Origin of the sequence: Bartonella sp. W8167, from assembly GCF_016100335.1 — a bacterium.
In the GTDB taxonomy this organism is placed as follows: Bacteria; Pseudomonadota; Alphaproteobacteria; order Rhizobiales; family Rhizobiaceae; genus Bartonella; species Bartonella apis.
In genome coordinates this window covers 66,596-85,433 of the sequence record NZ_JACFSQ010000002.1, presented here as the reverse complement: position 1 = coordinate 85,433, position 18,838 = coordinate 66,596, and the positions used below count along the sequence as shown (strand labels likewise).

At 46.6% G+C, this 18,838-nt stretch carries 14 protein-coding genes and 1 pseudogene; 2 read left to right on the top strand and 13 right to left on the bottom strand.

Going from position 1 to position 18,838, the window contains the following annotated elements; all coding sequences use genetic code 11:
• Positions 1-152: 152 nt before the first annotated feature.
• From H3V12_RS07110 to H3V12_RS07080, 7 genes and pseudogenes are all read right to left on the bottom strand, one after another.
• The gene (locus H3V12_RS07110) at positions 153-398 is read right to left on the bottom strand and encodes a DUF4170 domain-containing protein (RefSeq protein ID WP_075913544.1); all 246 of its coding nucleotides are present in this window, start codon (positions 396-398) and stop codon (positions 153-155) included.
• Between the two features lie 45 nt (positions 399-443).
• Positions 444-1,244: a 3'(2'),5'-bisphosphate nucleotidase CysQ gene (locus H3V12_RS07105; protein WP_198214074.1), complete on the bottom strand. Its 801-nt coding sequence runs from the start codon at positions 1,242-1,244 to the stop codon at positions 444-446.
• Positions 1,231-2,562, bottom strand: a complete 1,332-nt coding sequence (locus tag H3V12_RS07100; RefSeq protein ID WP_198214072.1) for a TldD/PmbA family protein — start codon at positions 2,560-2,562, stop codon at positions 1,231-1,233. Before H3V12_RS07100 ends, H3V12_RS07105 begins: the two co-directional genes overlap by 14 nt.
• 460 nt (positions 2,563-3,022) lie before the next feature.
• Entirely contained in the window at positions 3,023-4,351 is a 1,329-nt protein-coding gene (locus H3V12_RS07095; RefSeq protein WP_075915626.1) for a pitrilysin family protein, read from the bottom strand.
• A gap of 8 nt (positions 4,352-4,359) precedes the next feature.
• Positions 4,360-5,712: a pitrilysin family protein gene (locus H3V12_RS07090; protein ID WP_246787524.1), complete on the bottom strand. Its 1,353-nt coding sequence runs from the start codon at positions 5,710-5,712 to the stop codon at positions 4,360-4,362.
• A gap of 146 nt (positions 5,713-5,858) precedes the next feature.
• A complete protein-coding gene (rsmD, locus tag H3V12_RS07085; protein ID WP_075869780.1) occupies positions 5,859-6,416 on the bottom strand; it encodes a 16S rRNA (guanine(966)-N(2))-methyltransferase RsmD in 558 nt (185 codons plus the stop codon).
• 550 nt (positions 6,417-6,966) lie between these two features.
• Positions 6,967-8,337 (bottom strand): annotated as a pseudogene (locus tag H3V12_RS07080) (pseudouridine synthase); the annotation flags it as partial.
• 193 nt (positions 8,338-8,530) lie between these two features.
• Here H3V12_RS07080 and H3V12_RS07075 point away from each other — a divergent pair.
• Together H3V12_RS07075 and H3V12_RS07070 are read left to right on the top strand one after the other, a co-directional pair.
• A complete protein-coding gene (locus tag H3V12_RS07075) occupies positions 8,531-8,980 on the top strand; it encodes a nucleoside deaminase (protein ID WP_198214066.1) in 450 nt (149 codons plus the stop codon).
• Positions 8,980-9,813, top strand: a complete 834-nt coding sequence (locus tag H3V12_RS07070) for an aldo/keto reductase (RefSeq protein WP_198214346.1) — start codon at positions 8,980-8,982, stop codon at positions 9,811-9,813. Before H3V12_RS07075 ends, H3V12_RS07070 begins: the two co-directional genes overlap by 1 nt.
• 679 nt (positions 9,814-10,492) lie before the next feature.
• On the opposite strand, the gene H3V12_RS07065 is transcribed toward H3V12_RS07070, so the two are convergent.
• The 6 genes from H3V12_RS07065 to H3V12_RS07040 form a co-directional block, all read right to left on the bottom strand.
• Positions 10,493-11,122, bottom strand: coding sequence for a hypothetical protein (locus H3V12_RS07065; RefSeq protein WP_075869964.1), 630 nt, complete (start codon positions 11,120-11,122; stop codon positions 10,493-10,495).
• A 258-nt stretch (positions 11,123-11,380) separates the two neighbouring features.
• Complete coding sequence (gene ileS / locus H3V12_RS07060; RefSeq protein ID WP_198214064.1) at positions 11,381-14,296, bottom strand: isoleucine--tRNA ligase; 2,916 nt, start codon at positions 14,294-14,296, stop codon at positions 11,381-11,383.
• Between the two features lie 245 nt (positions 14,297-14,541).
• Positions 14,542-15,291, bottom strand: coding sequence for an outer membrane protein (locus H3V12_RS07055; protein ID WP_198214062.1), 750 nt, complete (start codon positions 15,289-15,291; stop codon positions 14,542-14,544).
• Positions 15,292-15,776: 485 nt separating this feature from the next.
• Positions 15,777-16,520, bottom strand: coding sequence for an outer membrane protein (locus H3V12_RS07050; protein WP_075913537.1), 744 nt, complete (start codon positions 16,518-16,520; stop codon positions 15,777-15,779).
• Positions 16,521-16,720: 200 nt separating this feature from the next.
• Positions 16,721-17,341, bottom strand: a complete 621-nt coding sequence (locus tag H3V12_RS07045) for a ribonuclease D (RefSeq protein WP_075869787.1) — start codon at positions 17,339-17,341, stop codon at positions 16,721-16,723.
• A 10-nt stretch (positions 17,342-17,351) separates the two neighbouring features.
• The gene (locus H3V12_RS07040) at positions 17,352-18,734 is read right to left on the bottom strand and encodes a dipeptidase (RefSeq protein ID WP_198214060.1); all 1,383 of its coding nucleotides are present in this window, start codon (positions 18,732-18,734) and stop codon (positions 17,352-17,354) included.
• Positions 18,735-18,838: the final 104 nt, after the last annotated feature.

Genomic DNA, 18,838 nt, shown 5'->3' with positions numbered 1-18,838 from the left:
CATTTGAAAAGCCAATCCGTGACACGGACTGTCATTGTCATAATCTCCTTACAAGATCAAGGCATGGCAATCAAATGCCGAGCAAAGAATGCAAAAATGCTTCAAAAAGTGTTAAAACTGTACCGGTTCGTTTCAGAATAAGCAAATATCTATTATTTGCTTTCGGTATGTTCAGGGTCGAGCAGACGGTGCAGGTGGACAATGAAATAGCGCTGCAGTGCATTATCGACACTTGATTGGGCCTTTGCCCGCCATGCGGCTTCAGCCGACTTGTAATCCGGAAAAATTCCTACGATATCAAGGTTATCAAGATCACGGAATTCGTTGCTATCAAGGTTCTTCAATTCTCCTCCGAAAACCAGATGCAATAGTTGTTTCGGTTCACCTGTCGCGCTCATATATACCTCCTATGATTACTCTACCCATTTTAATTCGTTAGCAGATTAACGAAATCGTATTTTACGGACAATATCTATCACGTTATCAAGCTCGCGGTTTAAGCCAGCAATCAAAAAATCGTGTTCAAATGGTGCTTTTCCATAAAGCGGTGTCTTATTGTCGATATCCCTTATCAAACCGCCACATTCCTGTAAGATCAGATCAGCTGCGGCGATATCCCAATCATGGCTCTCGGGCTTTATCAAGACGATGTCTATTTTTCCTTCGGCAGCAAGTGCGATGCGATAGGCAAGTGAAGGAAGATAATGTGCGAATGTGACATTGGACTTGAAGACTTCCGGCAATTTCGCTTCAAATTTTCCGGTTGCAGAAACCACAAGTTTGCCTTCATGAGCTTCAAGAAGTGGAAGTTTATTGCCATTAAGACTGGCACCTTTACCACGTTCAGCCTTGTAAACGGATTGGGTTGCAGGACAATCGAGAACACCAACTTGCGAAATTCCGTCTTCGATAACGGCAACCGATACACACCAATGTTTTGAACCGGAAAGAAAGCCACGCGTTCCATCAATCGGATCAACCACAAAATATCGTTTATAATCGTTATGCGGGCGTTCATCCCTGGTTTCTTCCGAAATCCATCCATAATCAGGCCGCGCGGTCAATAGAAGCTCTTTCAGAACTTTATCGGCTGCAAAATCCCCTTCACTTACCGGTGAATTTCCCGGTTTGATCCACACTTTCGGGTCGTTACCAAAAAAACTTAATGCTGTTTTCCCTGCTTGTTGAGCAGCATTGGAGATGAGTGCGAGATCTTCGGAATTATGAACGTTATTTTCCAGCAAGGGTCATTCCTTCAATCAAAAGCGTTGGTGCTGCTGTACCATAACGGCGGTCAATGTCGCTCGCCGGTGTGAGATGTGACAACATATCAATGAGATTGGAACCGAGAGTAACTTCACTAACCGGATAGGCAAGCTCGCCATTTTCAATCCAGAACCCCGATGCGCCGCGGCTATATTGACCGGTCACAAGATCAACGCCATGGCCGAAGAGCTCGGTGACATAAAAGCCGTTTTTGATTGCTTTCATCATCTCATCTGGCGATTTTTCCCCGGGTTCGATTGAAAAATTAGTGCTTGCCGGTTGTACAGAAGAAGCCGAGCGCACGCCGTGACCATTGGTTTCAAGATGAAGTTCGCGGGCAACCGATGAAGATAAAAACCAGTGCCTGAGAACGCCATTTTCAATCACGTTGAGAGGCACACCTTCCACCCCTTCACCATCAAACGGGCGGGAGGAATTCCCTCGTTTTTTTAATGGCTGATCGGTAACCGTTATTGTCGGTTTCATAATCTGTTCGCCCATTCTGTTTTGCAACAGGCTGGTTTTGCGGGCGACTGCTGCTCCATTCACCATTGAAGCAATATGGCTTGCAATCGTGCGTGCCATCCGTGGCTCGAAAATAACATTGACAGTTCCGGTTTTTGCTTTCTGGGCATTCAACCTTCTAACGGCGCGCTCACCGGCGTTTTTCCCGATTGTCGTTGTCTTGTCGAGATCTTCGTGGTGAAGAGCGGTTGTATAATCATAGTCACGTTCCATTGCCGTTCCTTCGCCTGCAAGCGCACTGCACGAGAAGGAAAAACGGCTTGATTGATAGCTGCCGCAAAAACCGTCACTGGTTACTAGGACCAATCCACCACTTCCATAACCGGCAGAAGCGCCATCAGAGTTGGTGACACCTTTGACCGATAAAGCGGAATTTTCAGTTTCCAGAGCCTTTTCGGTGAGATATTTACTATCCGGAACAAATGGATCGAACAGATCAAGGTCTTTAGGGGCTTTCACAAGACGGGTGCGATCAGCCAAACCTTCAAAAGGATTTTCAGGTGAAACTTTGGCCATGGCAACCGCCCGTTCGGCAAGGCTTATCGGGTCGGCCGAAAGGTTTGCTGAAATACTCGCTACCCTTTTGCCGACAAATACCCGTAACGAGAAATCATCATTTTCCGAGGCTTCGGTTGCTTCCACTTTGCCAAGACGCACCGACACACTGACCGAGCGCGAGCGGACGATAACAGCATCCGAGCTATCGGCACCGGCTTTGCGTGCAGCTTCTACCAATGCAGAAGCTTTATCAATTTGGCTATCATGGACCATTACAGATTCCTCTCGATCATTTTGTTCAAGATTTTATAAAAACTTACGCTATAAAACTCAATTCTTTTCGTTGAATGTCGATATTATGTGAACGGGCAACAAGGATCTTGAGTGAGGAAAATTAGAAACTCGAAAATTATAGGAGTGTGTCAAGTAATTGCGTCGATTGATTTTAAAAAAGTGAATGTTCGATCTGAAATTACTATAATTTTGGAAAAGATTTTGTTGCACTAGTAAAGCCGGTTTAACGCTCAAAATTCGAATAAAAGCAACTATAACGATGACTTGGCGCTTTTACTTCGAAATGCGTGGCATCACGATTTTAAAGGCAGAAATTCGAAACACCTTTTTCAGGTTCTATTCATACTTTTTTCAAAAAGCCGGACGAAGGATAGGTCAGCCCTTTTGTAAACAGAGTTGATGTCGGCTTTTTTAAAAAACCGACATCAACTAATTTATTTTAACCTTTCGATGGGCCGATAATCAGCAAAGCAGGTTCCGGACGAAGCAGCTTTTCAGCAACTGCCTTGACCTGATCACGGGTAACCGCTTCAATCAGTGCACGGCGCTTTTCTATGTAGTCGATCGGCAGGTTCTCGTCCTGCAAGCCCACCAGTGTTGCTGCAATATCGGAAGAGGAACCCATATTCTGCACAGCATAGGAACCAATGACATAACTTTTTGCCTCATCAAGTTCCTGTTCGCTTACACCTTCATCAGCCATTTTTTTCACTTCGCTACGAATGGTAGAAAGAGATTTTTGTGCTTCGCTTGAACGTGTACCTGTTGATACAGCCAATGTTGCAGAATGGTCGTAAAGCATCAGGGATGAACCGACCGTGTAAGCAAGGCCGCGTTTTTCACGGACTTCCGAAAACAGACGTGATGTAAGCCCCGGCCCACCCAGAACGTAATTCATGAGATAGGCCGCAAAGAAATCGGGATCATTGCGTTTGACACCGGGGTAAACGAGCATCAGTGATGTTTGCGGCAAATCATAGTTAACATTAGCCATGCCGCCGAGATTGAGTTTTGCTTCTTCTATTTTCTTTAGTTCTGCTTTCTCCGGCAGGGCACCGAATATCTTGTCGATAATTGTTGCTGCTTCGTTTGCACTGACCGGTCCGACAATGCCAATATGGATATTGTCACGGGCAAACATGGCATGATGTGCTTTGACAAGATCATCACGGTTTATTGTGGCGAGTGTCTCCGGCGTACCTTCTCCGCGTCTTGCATAAGGATGTTTGCCATAAATCAACGTCAAAAGACGGTTTTGAGCGATGGTTTTCGGGTCTTTTTCGGAAGCTTTGAGTTCGGCAACCAATTGTTCGCGGATACGGTCAATAGCCTCGTCATCAAAACGGGGCTTCTGGACGGCGAGGGCAAGCAAGTTGAGAGCTTCGTCTCGTTTTTCGGCAAGCATTTTCATGTTTCCGCGCATTCTGTCACGTGTGACCGAAAATGCCATTTCTGCACCAAGCTCATCAAGGCGGCTTTGGAACGCTTGCGAGTCCAAATCACCGGCACCTTCATCAAAAAGGCCGGTCATCAGGTTTGCCAAACCTTCTTTCCCTTCAGGATCCTGTGTTGTTCCGCCACCAATGGAAAATTGTATGGAAACAACCGGAACTGTGTTGTCTTCCACAAGCCACCCAGTAATGCCTTTTTTTGATGTTACATTTTCAATATTCAATGCATTGGCAAGCGAAACACCCAACCCGAAACTCAAAATCAACGAAAAAACAAGGATTGAAGCACGATGGAAAATAAGCGGTTTCTTGTTCATGGTGACCCTCATTTGCTTTTCTTTTGCTGGTTGGCACCTAGCGGTGATGCTTCGTGAACAGGGGGCAACAAATAACTGGTCACACTTTTATCCGTATCAAGATAGCGGTTGGCTACATCTTTGATATCGTCTGTTGTAACTTCCTTCAATCGATCCGGCCAATGGGTAACATCATCAATATTCATACCGACCGAAAGGGAACTACCGTAAATTTGTGCAAGACCGGCCGGACTATCGAGTGAAAATATCATATTTTTGATAAAACGGTTCCGCGCCTGATCAAGTTCGGCTTTTGTCACACCATTCTTGCGAATATCTTCAATTTCACTGGCAATCTGGTGTTGCACATCCTCAAGACTTGCCTCTCCGCGAGGCATTCCATAAAGATAAAATATACCGTCATCAACGGCATTGCCACTATAATTGGCACCGACAGATGCTGCCGACCCGTTTTTGACAACCAGTGTCTGGTATAACCGTCCGCGTGGTGCACCGCCTAAAATTTCGCCAAGCAAATCAAGTGCTTCAGCTTCTTTTTTGGCTTTCGCATTGTGATAGGAAGGAACGACCCACATTTTCTGGAAACTCGGCTCGCTTACTCGCGGATCATGCATTGTCACGGTGCGAAGTGTTTTCTTTTCCGGCTCTTGCGGGCGGATACGTGGGCCTATTTCAGAACGCACCGGCAGTTTGCCATAAATGTCGGAAGCCATTTCGCGCACTTTTTCCGCAGTAACGTCGCCCGAAATAATAAGCGTCGCATTATTCGGGGTGTAATATTTATTATAGAAGGAAATCGCATCATCACGCGTCAGTTTTTCCATTTCCTGTTTCCAGCCGATAACAGGATTATGGTAAGGACTGTTCATGAACAATGTTGCCCTAGTGTCTTCAGCAAGCATTGCATCGGGACTGTTGTCAGTGCGCATGCGCCGTTCTTCAATGATAACATTTCTTTCTGGCGCGATCACTTCATCTGTTAAAACCAGATTTTCCATCCGGTCTGCTTCGAATTTCATAATTGTTTCGAGATATTCCGAGGCAACGCTCTGATAGTAACCGGTATAGTCATATGACGTGAAAGCATTTTCCTCACCGCCGATTTTGGCAATGAATTTCGAAAATTCGCCATCTTTATGGGTAGAAGTGCCTTTAAACATCAAATGTTCAAGGAAATGGGCAATGCCGGTGTGCCCTTTCGGCTCGTCGGCAGAACCGACATGATACCAGATCATTTGTGTCACAACCGGTGCCCGATGATTTTCGATCACAACAACTTGCAGGCCATTTTTCAGGGTAAAACTTTGCGTTGGACCGGATTTGGTAATTTCAGGAAGATCAGGAGTGGTTGAAGTTGTCATTTGTGACTCTGTCGGGGTTTTCTCGCTTGTCTCCTCTGCATAAAGAGGAAAAAGCGCGCTCGTAGACAAAAGAACGCCAAACGTCGCTTTCAAAAACGTTTTTCTCATCAATTCAGGCACAGGCAAAACCTTTCTCGACTGTTTAATCACAATTGTAACATATAGATATAAATAATTGTGCCACCATAATGGCGCTCGTCGTCAAGCTTAAAATTTTCCGGTAAACGAATTGTGGCCTCTTTGGTCTCTTCAAGCACAAAAAGCGCATTATTTTTTACCCAATGGCCTTCAACAGCAGCCGAAAACGCTTGTTCCCCCAGGCCATGGCCATAAGGTGGGTCGGCAAAAACAACGTCGAATGGTTGCATTGTTCCTATCTGCCCCAAACGTGTTGCATCACGGCGCAACAGGCGGGTAACCCCCTGTAATCCGAAGGTTTCGATATTTTTATGGATTAATCCACGCCCTTCAACCGACTGTTCGACAAAAGTGCAGGTTTCGGCACCACGCGAAAGCGCTTCAATGCCGAGTGCGCCGGTTCCTGAAAAAAGATCAAGCACGCGTTTTCCGTTCCAGAAATTCACTTGCCGTGATCCCAGAATATTGAACAGACTTTCACGCGTGCGATCGGTTGTCGGACGGATTTCCTGTCCTGCGGGCGTTGCAAGATGACGTCCGGAAAATTTACCGCCGACGACCCGCACTCGAGCCTCCGTCCGGCTGGCCAGAGCGATGACCTCCGCTACGCCTATTTCCTTTTGCATCGCCTTTACGATTTAGGAATTTGTTTGCTTTTTCGGGCTTACCCGCAAAAGCTTTTTTCCCGCCGCGGTCATCTCTTGAAGAAAATGGTTTTTCGGAACGGTTGCCGGAAAAACGGGATGATCTTTTCCGGTTCTGCTCATCCGGATTTTGCTTCCCGTAATGACGGCGTGGAAAGTCAAATCCACCTTCGCGGCTTTCCGAAGAACCGCGATATTTTTTTTGAGGGCGATCAAACTTTTGATCAAGGCGATCAAAATCCTGCTTTTTGGAAAATTTCCGCTCTGCATTATATTTTCTTGGCGGTTTTCCGGTGGCTAAACGTGGCTTATAGGAAAATTGTTTGTTTTCACCCTCAAAATTGCGATCGGGCCCACGATCACGCCAATGACCGGGTCCATCGTTTACCGAGCGGTTATAATTTTCGTTTTTCTTATAATTTCTGTTTTTTCTACCGCCCCTTGACGCATCATAGTCGTCTAACGTGCGGTCTTTCCGGAACTTTTGGCTGAAATCGGGCTTGCGGCCCGATTTGTCAAAATGTTTTTCACGACGATTGAAATGTGTTTCGCTTTCGCCCTGTGAAGCGCGATAAGGATGACGGCCGGCTGATCTTTCATCAAAGCCGTTGTCGCTTCTCTCTTCTTCGTCTCTTATGCGCCAGAATTTTTTATGAGCGGTTTGAGGGCGGGCACCGGGAGCCATCCAGACATTGGCACTACGCAATCGTTGAGGTTCAGCTTCAGGTTTCTTTTCGAAAGCTTTTTTAAGGGGGGCAGCATTTTTAGCAAATTTACTGCCTCGTTTATTGAAACTGTCCGGTCTCGTTGAAAGCTGGTCGCGGCCACGTTCGGCAAAATCGGCCTTTTTCCAATGCCTGTTAAAGCGGGGAGCTTCCGGCGTTGAAGAGATCCAGCCGTCATCCGAAACCGTCGGTTTTTCACGCGGTTTTTGTTCTCCGACAACAGGGGCATTGGAAAACGGCTTCAAAATCGGCAAATCGAAATCGGCATTGGCTTCTTCAATAAGACGCTCACCCAACTGGTCGCGCAGCGTACGGCCTTTGAGCTCGCGCACAGCGCCTTCTTCAAGATCGGCAAGTTGGAAGGGACCGAACGAGATGCGAATAAGACGTGTGACAGTAAGCCCTAATGCTCCAAGAATATTTTTGACTTCACGGTTCTTGCCTTCTCTTAAAGCGAGCGTAAGCCAGACATTCGTTCCTTGTTCGCGTTCAAGAGTTGCTTCCACAGCACCGTAAAAAATACCGTCTATGGCAATACCATCTTTTAAAGCATCAAGATCGGCTTGCGTTACTTTGCCGTGGGCACGGACACGATATTTACGCACCCAGCCGGTTGACGGTAATTCAAGAACGCGGGCAAGGCCTCCATCATTGGTAAGAAGCAGCAAACCTTCCGTATTGATATCGAGTCTGCCAACGGAAAGTACGCGTGGCATTCCTTCCGGCAGACTATCAAAAACAGTAGGCCGACCTTCCGGATCGCGGTTGGTTGTCACAAGTCCGGCGCGTTTGTGGTAAAGCCAGACGCGGGTGCGCTCAATGGGGGGCAAAGGTTTGCCATCAACAGTAATTGCATCTGTGCGTTTGACATTGAATGCGGGTGTATCAAGAACCTTGCCATTAACCGCAATGCGTCCGGCGGCAATCATGGTTTCTGCGTCCCGTCGCGATGCTATTCCGGCGCGCGCCAATCTTTTGGCAATGCGTTCACTGCCGTCGCTTTCTTCACTGGTTTTTACCCTCGGCGATTTTGCGTCTTTCTTCCCACGCAGGTCGAAATTGTTTCTGGTATCCCCCCTGTTATTTTGCGGTTTCTTATTGCCGCGATCATATGTCATCTCACATTATCCTTTAGAAGCACCGGGGGCGCATTGTTAATTTTTAACCGCTCTAGCTTATTTTTTTCCGATATGGAATCTCTTTCGTCAGGTGTTTTCTGATAAACTGCCATAAATGACATAAATGGCGGATAAAATCCAATTGTTCCGGTTTTTCAAAATGCTGGCTCTTCAAAATGATTGAAAGGTAAAAATGAAAAAAACCCCGATGGAAATAGCGCTTGAAGAGGCAATTTCGGCAAATGCGAATGATGAAGTGCCGGTTGGCGCCGTGATTGTCAAGGACGGTAAAGTGATCGCCAAGGCTTGCAATCTTACGCATAAAAAATTCGACCCGACAGGTCACGCTGAAATGCGGGCTATTCGTATGGCATGCGAGATGCTTCAAAGTGAACGATTGGTCGATTGCGACCTTTATGTGACTTTGGAGCCCTGTACAATGTGCGCGGCTGCCATATCTTTTGCACGTATCAGGCGACTTTATTTTGCCACAGGCGACGAAAAAGGTGGCGCAGTTGAACACGGTGTCCACTTTTTTAACCAACCCACGTGTCATCATCGGCCGGAGGTTTATTCCGGCCTGGGTGAAAGACGGGCATCCCAGTTGCTCAAAACTTTTTTTGCAGGAAAAAGGGAAGAATGATGAAAACAGTAAAATTCCCGAATGGTTCGATTGTACCTGTTTTAGGACAAGGTACATGGGGTATGGGGGAGGGGATATCCTCCGTTAAAGACGAAGCCAATTCTTTGCGTGCCGGCCTCGATCTCGGATTGAAACTCATTGATACGGCCGAAATGTATGGAAATGGTGGATCCGAAAGAGTGGTTGGTGAAGCCCTTGTCGGGCGGCGTGACGATGCCTTCGTTGTGTCGAAAGTTTTGCCAAGCCACGCGTCACGGCAAGGCACGATTGAAGCGTGCGAACGCAGCCTTAAGAATTTAAAAATCGAAAAAATCGACCTTTATCTTCTTCATTGGCAAAGCAGCGTTCCTTTAACCGAAACAGTTGAAGCTTTGGAAAAACTTGTCACACAAGGCAAAATCGGTGCTTGGGGTGTCAGCAATTTCGATACCGCACTCATGCAGAAACTTGAAGGCATTTCGCCAAAAGGTCATATCGCAACGGATCAGATACTTTACAATCTGTCTCGCCGCGGGCCAGAATTCGACCTCATTCCATGGTGTGAAAAACGGCATATACCGGTGATGGCCTATGCACCGATCGAGCAGGGGCGCATCATGAAAAACCGTGATCTTATCAAGATTGCAGAAAAGCTTGGTGTTGCACCATCGGTGCTTGCTCTGGCATGGGTTATCCGCGATCCGCTGATGATTGCTATTCCAAAAACCTCTTCACTCAAACATTTGCGCGAAAACGTCAAAGCACTTGATCTTGAGCTCGACAGTAATGTTCTTCAGGCACTTGATGAAATATTCCTGCCACCGTCACACAAACAGCCGCTCGAGGTTATTTGAAAAAAGCAGAAACCTTATTCAGTAAAGGGAAATTGCTCGGAAATAGCGTTTGGACAACATTCAAAAATATTTGGCAAAAAAATTTTCCGGTTATGAGCCCTGTTAAACAAAGAAGTTTTAAAACTTCGGAACTTCAAGAGGGGGGCAAAACCTCTATTCTATGGAGTTTAAGCTATTCCCGAGTAGTCTGTTTATTCAATTCTCGGTTTGGAGTTTCTGCCGGAAAACCTTATTGATTGAAGATTGGCTGAAACGGCATTTGCAACGGCGACTGTATTGAACAAAGGGCGCTATTTTTATTGTTCGTTTCTTGAATGAAGATAATGGCGACGAACTCTTCACCAAGGCCGGTTTTAAGGTTGAAAGATTGCTGCATCCGGTCAGCTGAATAGGCGCCAATCGGTATATCCATTTGAGAGGGGGGAAAGTTTCATTAAGAAACCGGCTGGAAATGGCGTCACGAATTTGGATGTTGTTTATCTGTCACTCCAACACGTGATAAAAGAGTAAAACGTTATCAAACAAAAACTTGAACGAAGTTATCGCCAGCTCACAGAGCCGAACAAATGTTCTTCCCTCCTTTTAACCAAACAAAAAGGAACCTCTCCCGCCATCAAGAAAGACCGGAATGCGTCGAAGAAGGGATAAACATTCTAACAATAAGACGTTGCTTTCAATATTAGAAAGGCCACCAGCTCTTCTTGCCGGATGATTCTTTCAACGCTTTCTTTCTCTCGCGTTCTTTTTTGGCTTCATCTTCACCTTGATCGCCGATTGGCGCTGATGCTGCCGGCTGGCGATAGCTTAACGGAGGTTCACTCAGATATTTGCGTGTTGTGGAAGAACCACCTTGTGTTTCTCTCTTACGGCGCAAAAATTCCGCACGCTGTTCTTTGTCATTATTAACCTGCTCGTTGCGGTGTATACCGTTGAGCCAGTCACTCGAACCGGTTGATTTTGTTTCTTTGCCACTATCGGGCACAATGGGTGAAACATAATTCGGGTTATTCTGGTTGGCCGTTGCTTCATCACGCAATCTTTGGCGTTTCTGCTCGGGTGATTCTGGCCAATCAGGTGTACCGGTCTGGGCAACATTTGTCTGTGGTTGCGGAAGAACGCCTTTTGTACCGGGGGCGGGACGAACAAGTTCCGGACGCGGCTTGGTATCAATCTGATTCCTGTTATTATTCGATCTGATGGATGCAATATTGGAAAAATCATCAACCAGCTGTTTTCCGGTTGATTTATCGGTACCATAAGTCGGACTGGAAACGCCACATCCTGTCAGCATAAGACCGGCCGTGACCATACCCGTTACAATAATTGTTACTTCGCGTTTCTTCACTGCTAATCCGTTCCCGGCTCCGCCGCCAAAAATTGCTTTTACTACTCCACCCCGCGGGCAGATAACGACACCTTTTTGCGCCAAAAATTGGCACTTATAGACCAAACCCTTAGCATGAGATGTGCCTTGACGGCAATCCCCCCGGCAATAAGGAAGGATGATGACGTCGTATGATGTGTTGGCCACTGGCAAAGCAATAGCTCTGCCAGTGCTTTTTATTTATCAGATCTTTCCGAGTGCATGAAGCTCATGCAACGCTGCTGCATCACGTGCCGATACATCCGGATATTCGGGATCACTCCCGACATCCTGAGTATAGCGCCATGAACGGGCACATTTCTTACCGTCGGCTTTATGAAATTCCACAGCAACGCCTTTGACATCATCAAGTCGGAAAGCATCTTTCGGTGCTTCAGCATTGGTAATGACAATATCACTTGTGATTGATATTTCTGCCATATCCATACCTTCGACAGCTTTCAACAAATCAAGGTCGGAAATATAGACAACGGGGGCTGCTTCCAATGAAGAACCGATATGTTTTTCAGCTCGTTCAAGTTCAAGAGCACCTGTCACGACTTTACGGACCTGACGAATTTTGCGCCAGCGCTCGTTCAATTCGTTATCACACCAGCTATCGGGCGTTTTACGGAACTGTTCGAAGTGAACCGATTTGCTTTCCGGATGCCGCTCCAGCCAGGCTTCTTCCATTGTGAATGGAAGCATCGGGGCAAGCCATGTGACCATGCGTTCAAATATCTCGCGCACAACATGGATCGCGGATTTGCGCTTTATTGAAGAAGGCGCATCGCAATAAAGCGAATCTTTCCGGATATCGAAATAGAAAGCAGAAAGGTCGACGATTGAAAAATCAAGCAATGCACGGGTAATGCGTTTGAAATCGAAACCGTCATAAGCCTCGTTGACAAGCCCGTCCAGTTCATAAAGGCGATGCAACATGAACTTTTCAAGATCAGGCATATCTTGATAGGCAATGTTTTCACCCTCGTCATAGGCGAGAGTACCAAGCATCCAGCGGATGACATTGCGGAGTTTACGATAGGAATCGACATTGGTCTGGATGATATTTCGTCCCAGACGCTGATCTTCCCAATAATCGGTTGTCATGACCCAAAGGCGCAAAATATCGGCGCCGGAAGTATTGATAACGTCTTGCGGAGCCACAGTATTTCCCAACGATTTCGACATTTTTTTGCCTTGCTCGTCGAGTGTGAAACCGTGCGTCAATATAGCATTATAAGGTGCTCTTCCGCGGGTACCGCAGCTTTCCAACATGGATGAATGAAACCATCCACGATGTTGGTCGGATCCTTCAAGATAAAGATCGGCCGGCCATTTCAAATCAGGCCGATCCTCAAGGGTAAAGACATGTGTGCAGCCCGAATCGAACCAGACATCAAGAATGTCATGAACCGGTTGCCAATCTTCTTTTGCATGTTCACCCAGAAAACGTTCTCTCGCGCCTTCCTTGAACCAGGCATCGGCACCTTCTTTTTCAAAAGCATCGACAATGCGCTTGTTGACAGCCTCGTCTTTGAGAATTTCTCCGTTTTCTTTGACGAAAATTGCAATGGGAACGCCCCATGCACGTTGACGGGATAATACCCAATCGGGACGATCTTCCATCATGGCGCCGATACGGTTTTGTCCCGCCGGTGGCACAAAACGTGTATCTTGGACCGCTTTGAGGGCACGTTCGCGCAATGTGGTGCCGTCAGCAAGTTTTTTGTCCATATAGACAAACCATTGCGGTGTGTTCCGGAAGATAACAGGCTTCTTGGAACGCCAGCTATGCGGATAAGAGTGCTTGATACGCCCGCGGGCAAAGAGCATATCTTTTTCGATCAAGAGGGCGATAACGGTTTTATTGGCATCGCCATATTTACCATTATCATCAATGACACGTGAAGCACCGCCTTCGCGATCGGGGCCGAAACCCGGCGCGTCCTTGGTGTAGTAACCGGCATCATCAACAGGAAATGGAATTGATGAATCAATGCCGAGTTCCTCTATCTTTGCTTTATTGGCAACCCATACTTCAAAGTCTTCGCGCCCATGACTGGGAGCCGTGTGAACAAAACCCGTACCGGAATCAGCCGTTACATGGTCACCGTCAAGCAGAGGAACTTTGAATGCATAATCATTTGCGAAGCCTTTGAGCGGATGGGAAAGCAGCATCGTCTCAAGCTCTGAAGGGTTCAAAGAGCGAAGTTTTCTGAAAGCCAGTTTTGCTTTTTTGGCACTTTCTTCTGCCAGTGCATCAGCAAATATAAGTTTTTCACCGGGCTTCGGGCCATAATCATTTTCAGCGTCCACAACCTGATAAAGCCCGTAAGGAATGCGGGAAGAATAAGCAACAGCACGGTTACCGGGAATTGTCCAAGGAGTCGTTGTCCAGATGACGACGAAGGCTCCTGACAAATCATCGGCTTTTGCTTTTAGAACGGGAAATTTGACCCAAATTGTATCGGATTCAACATCGTGATATTCGACTTCCGCTTCTGCCAAAGCGGTTCTTTCGACAACTGACCACATGACGGGCTTGGAGCCGCGATAAAGCTGGTCGGACATGGCAAATTTCATCAATTCGCCGGCAATCCGTGCCTCCGAATGGAAAGCCATCGTTGTGTAAGGATTCTTGAAATCTCCGATAATGCCGAGACGTTTGAATTCATCCGATTGGGTTTTAACCCAATGTTTGGCAAATTCCCGACATTCCTGACGGAATTCGTTAATCGGAATATCGTCTTTATTCTTGCCTTTTGCACGATATTTTTCTTCGATCTTCCATTCGATAGGCAGCCCATGGCAATCCCAGCCGGGTACATAATTGGCATTATAGCCCCGCATCTGGAAAGAACGGACGATTGTATCCTTTAAAATTTTATTCAAAGCATGCCCAATATGGATATCTCCATTGGCGTAAGGAGGGCCATCATGCAAAACGTATAGCGGCCGGTCGACAGCCTGTTTGCGCAGTGCGCTGTAGAGATCCATCTCTTCCCAACGTTTGACAATTTCCGGCTCTTTTTGCGGTAATCCGGCACGCATCGGAAAGTCGGTTTTGGGCAGGTAAAGGGTTTTTGAATAATCCATGGCTTGGTCTTTATTTGACATGTTTAAAAATTCCTGTCGAACGTCATATAATCGAAATGATTATCTCTCCCGATCTTTCGAACCTTTGCACTTATCAGGCAAGAGTGAAGATCGGGCTAATAATTCGTAACGTCAACAGTTCAGAAAAATGTGCACTCATGATGCATGGCTTTATCATGAGATGAAACAGAAAGAAAACTGAAAAATCGACAAAAAGAAAAGGCCCCGTAAAATACGGAGCCTTTCCAAAACAAAGTTCGCTTGAATTAGAACTTGTAAGCAACACCAACGCGGAAATCGTTGGTCTTGTAGTCAACATTGTACTTGATGTTGTTCTTGCTGTAGTCTTCGTCACCGAAGTCTGTGTAACGATATTCAGCACGAAGGATGATGTGGTCTGTCATAGCATAGTCGAAACCAGCGCCGATTGTCCAACCGACGAGTGTATCGCTATCGCTAGCTGAATAACCGGGGATTGTATTGCCGCTAGCATCTTTCATGCGGAAGTGTGAATCAACCTTGGCGTAAGCAACACCACCGGCGATGTAAGGCATCCAGCGGTCAACTGCATAACCAACGCGAGCACGTGTTGAACCGGCCCACTGTTCCTTCAACTTACCGTTAAGGCTGAATTCCGAACCATCAGAAAACTGGTAAGAACGCTTGTCGCTCTCGTCCATGTCGCCCCATACCCAGTCGGTATCAGCACCGATAACAATGTTGTTGCCGAGGTCATAGTTATAACCGGCATAAATGCCACCGATGAAGCCTGACGGATCAGGAGAGAAGCCTTGTCTACGGCTCCAGTCGCCATTTGCACCTTTGTATTTGCCCTTAAGGTCTGTATCAGACCAGGAACCGCCGATCTGGGCACCAGCATAGAAACCGGTCCAAGAAAAAGCAGGTGCTGCAACAACAGGAGCTGGCTCCTGATTTGCTACAACGTCAGCAGCTTGTGCTGCAGAAGCTGCTGTAAGAGCAGCTGCGGAAGCAGCAATAAGATATCTAATTTTCATTTTTATTCTCCAATGCAATAAAATGCCGTCTGAACTTATATAGTTTATCCGGATAAGAATTGCTGTAGCACGAAAGACACACCTCGCAAAAACTGAAACAAAAACCTCAATAAAATGCGAGGAGGGTTGAAAAATATAGAAAAAATGCAGGTCGTTTCTTTAAAAAAGTGTCGAAAACGCTTTTTGACCAGAATCAAAACCGGGCTTTACGACGTCGATTCGCAAATTTTCCGTTAATTTTTCAAGACGGCGACTTATATGCCAAATCGATTTTTGTGTCAAAGAGAAGAGACCAGAGCCGTTTCCCATGTTCCATTTTTATGGAATAGCCCTGCATTTTATCCGGTTTTGTGACGAACTTTCCATTGAATGCAGGTCTTCCGGTTCTATTAATAGTCAAAACAAGAGATAAAAAGGTTGAACAAGATAATAAAAAAAGCCCCGCAGTTTCCTGCAGGGCTTCTTTTTCAATTCTTTGAAAAGAATTAGAACTTGTAAGCAACACCAACGCGTACGTCGTTGGTCTTGTAATCTACGTTATATTTGAAGTCTTTGTTGCCGAAGTCCTTGTCGCCGAAATCGGTGTAACGATATTCAGCACGAAGGATGATGTGGTCGGTCATGGCATAATCAACGCCGGCACCCAAAGTGTAACCGGTCAAAGTCTTGTTGCCACTGGCCTTGCTGTAAACGCCATCAGCATCCGAGAACTTGGCATCGGAATCGATCTTGGCATAAGCAACACCACCAGCAAAATAAGGCATCCAGCGATCCATCGAGTAACCGATGCGAGCACGGGTTGATCCAGCCCATTTCTCTTTGATCTTGCCGCTAACTTTGAATTCGTCTTCTGTGCCTTTGAGGTAGGACTTGCTATCGCTTTCATCCATGTCACCCCAGATCCAGTCTGTGTCGGCACCGAGAACGATGTTGTTGCCAAGATCATAGTTGTAACCGGCATAAAGACCGCCGATGAAACCTGATGGATCCGGTGAGAAGGATTTACCGAAGCCGGCAAAGTCTTTTGCATCGCTACGGCCTTTGATCTTCTGGTCTGTATCAGACCATGAACCACCGATTTGACCACCAGCATAGAAGCCGGTCCAGGAGAAAGCAGGAGCGGCAACAACCGGAGCCGGTTCCTGATTCATGACAACGTCAGCAGCTTGTGCGCTGGAAGCAGCGGTCAAAGCCAAAGCCGAAGCAGCAACGAGATATTTTATTTTCATTTGTTAACTCCACGCGAAATGTATTGCGATTGAGGCCACTATAGTTTGTGCGACTATAAAGTCTGTAGCAAAAATGCCACAGCAAGTGGAATGAGCCTTTTTTTGAGCGATTTAGGCAAGAAGCTCTTCAATATGGTAAACAAAGTATAAAAAAACGCCGGAAAACCGGCGTTTTGTAATTTAAAAATGTGTTTTGCGAATCAACTATGGGCGAAAATATCGACTTCGGGAAAGCCAATAAGATCAAGCTCCGACCTTGACGGCAGGAATTCGAAACACGATTTCGCCACACTCTCGCGGCCATCTCTGATGAGCCTGGCTGCAAGAATCGCTTTCAACCGGTGAAGATAAAGAACATCCGTTGCTGCATATTCGACTTGTGCGGGAGACAGTTCGTCAGCACCCCAGTCGGATGACTGCTGTTGTTTGGAAATATTGATTTCAAGAAGTTCGGCGACAAGATCCTTTAAACCATGCCGGTCAGTATATGTGCGGGTGAGCTTCGAGGCAATTTTTGTGCAGAAAACCGGTCTTGCCATGACACCGAATGTCAGAGCCAATACGGCGAGGTCGAAACGGCCGAAATGGAAGATTTTGGTGATGTCAGGATCTTTCAGAATCTTTACAAGATTTGGTGCCGTCTTTTGCCCCTTGGCAATCTGGATAACATCGGCAGTGCCGTCTCCCGGTGAAATCTGGACGACGCAGAGCCGGTCGCGATGGGGCTGAAGCCCCAGAGTTTCAGTGTCAATGGCAACTTCCTTGACATTATAATTTTTCAAGTCAGGCAAATCACCTTTGTGAACGCGTATTTTAGCCATTCTTATTGTCCTATTTGTTTCCCAAAGCAGCTAGAATTCTTGCCCAGGAGCGTTGGCCTTTATGGAATGATTTGAGATTGTATTTTTCATTTGGAGAATGGATGCGATCGTCGTCGAGCCCGAAACCGACAAGCAATGATTCCATACCGAGAAGAGATTGGAAATCACCGACAATCGGAATAGAGCCGCCCATGGCTGCAAGAATAGCCGGTTTGTTCCATTCTTCTGTTAAAGCTTTCTTGGCAAGTTGAACAAGGGCCGAATCATAGGCAAGGTTGATTGCGGGAGAAGCACCGTGATCTTTAAATTCAACCGAACAGTCGGCCGGAATTTGGGAACGAACATAATCACGGAATGATTTTCTGATTTTTGCCGGATCTTGTTTGTGAACAAGTCTGAAGGAAATTTTTGCACTGGCTTTGGCGGCAATAACGGTTTTGAAGCCTTCTCCCTCGTAACCGCCGCTAATGCCATTGACCTCGGCGGTCGGTCTTGCCCATGTCATTTCAAGTACGGTGCGTCCCTTTTCACCTGCCGGAATCGACAAGCCTACGGGTCCGAGAAATTCTTTAGGACCACGATTAAGTGCGTTCCACGATTTCAAAACAGCTTCCGGTGTTTCTTGGACCCCGTCATAGAATCCTTTAAGGGTTACATGGCCGTTTTCATCGTGCAGGCCGGCAATAATTTTTGCGAGAATTTGAATGGGATTTGCCGCAGCACCGCCAAAGTGGCCGGAATGCAGATCGCGATCGGCACCTTTGATGATGATTTCCTCACCGACCATGCCTCTCAGCGCTATAGAAATAGAAGGCGTATTAGCGTCCCACATGGTTGTGTCGCAGACAAGTGCGTAATCGGCCTTCAATTCGTCTTTGTGGGCATGCAAAAATGGTTGTAGCGAAGGAGAGCCGGATTCCTCTTCCCCCTCGAACAGGATCGTAACTGCAACCGGAAGGTTGCCGGTTTCCTTTTTAAAGGCGCGGCATGCTTCGACAAAGGTCATAAGCTGTCCCTTGTCGTCACCGGCACCGCGCGCGGCAATGACCTTTTCACCATTGAGCTCTTTTATTTTCGGATCGAAAGGATCATCTTTCCAAAGGTTGAGGGGATCAACCGGCTGCACATCATAGTGGCCATAAAACAAAACATGGGGAGCATCTTTTGTCGGTCCCGGATGATGGGCAACTACCATGGAATTGCCGGTGGTATCGCGGCGCGAGGCTTCAAAACCGATCGATTTCAAATCATCGACCAGCCAATCGGCAGCTTTGCGACAATCATCCTTATATTTCGGGTCGGTCGAAATGGAAGGGATGCGCAACAGTTCAAAGATATGTTGCAGACTATTATCGAGATTTGCATCAAGACGGGATAAAACTTTGTCAAGCATGGAATGCACCTGCAGTTAGTAAATTGAAAAACAACTTTAAGCCTCTTAAGCTGTTTTGCAAGCCGTTCGCATCATTTTTGACTTGTTAGCAGTTGTTACATCAT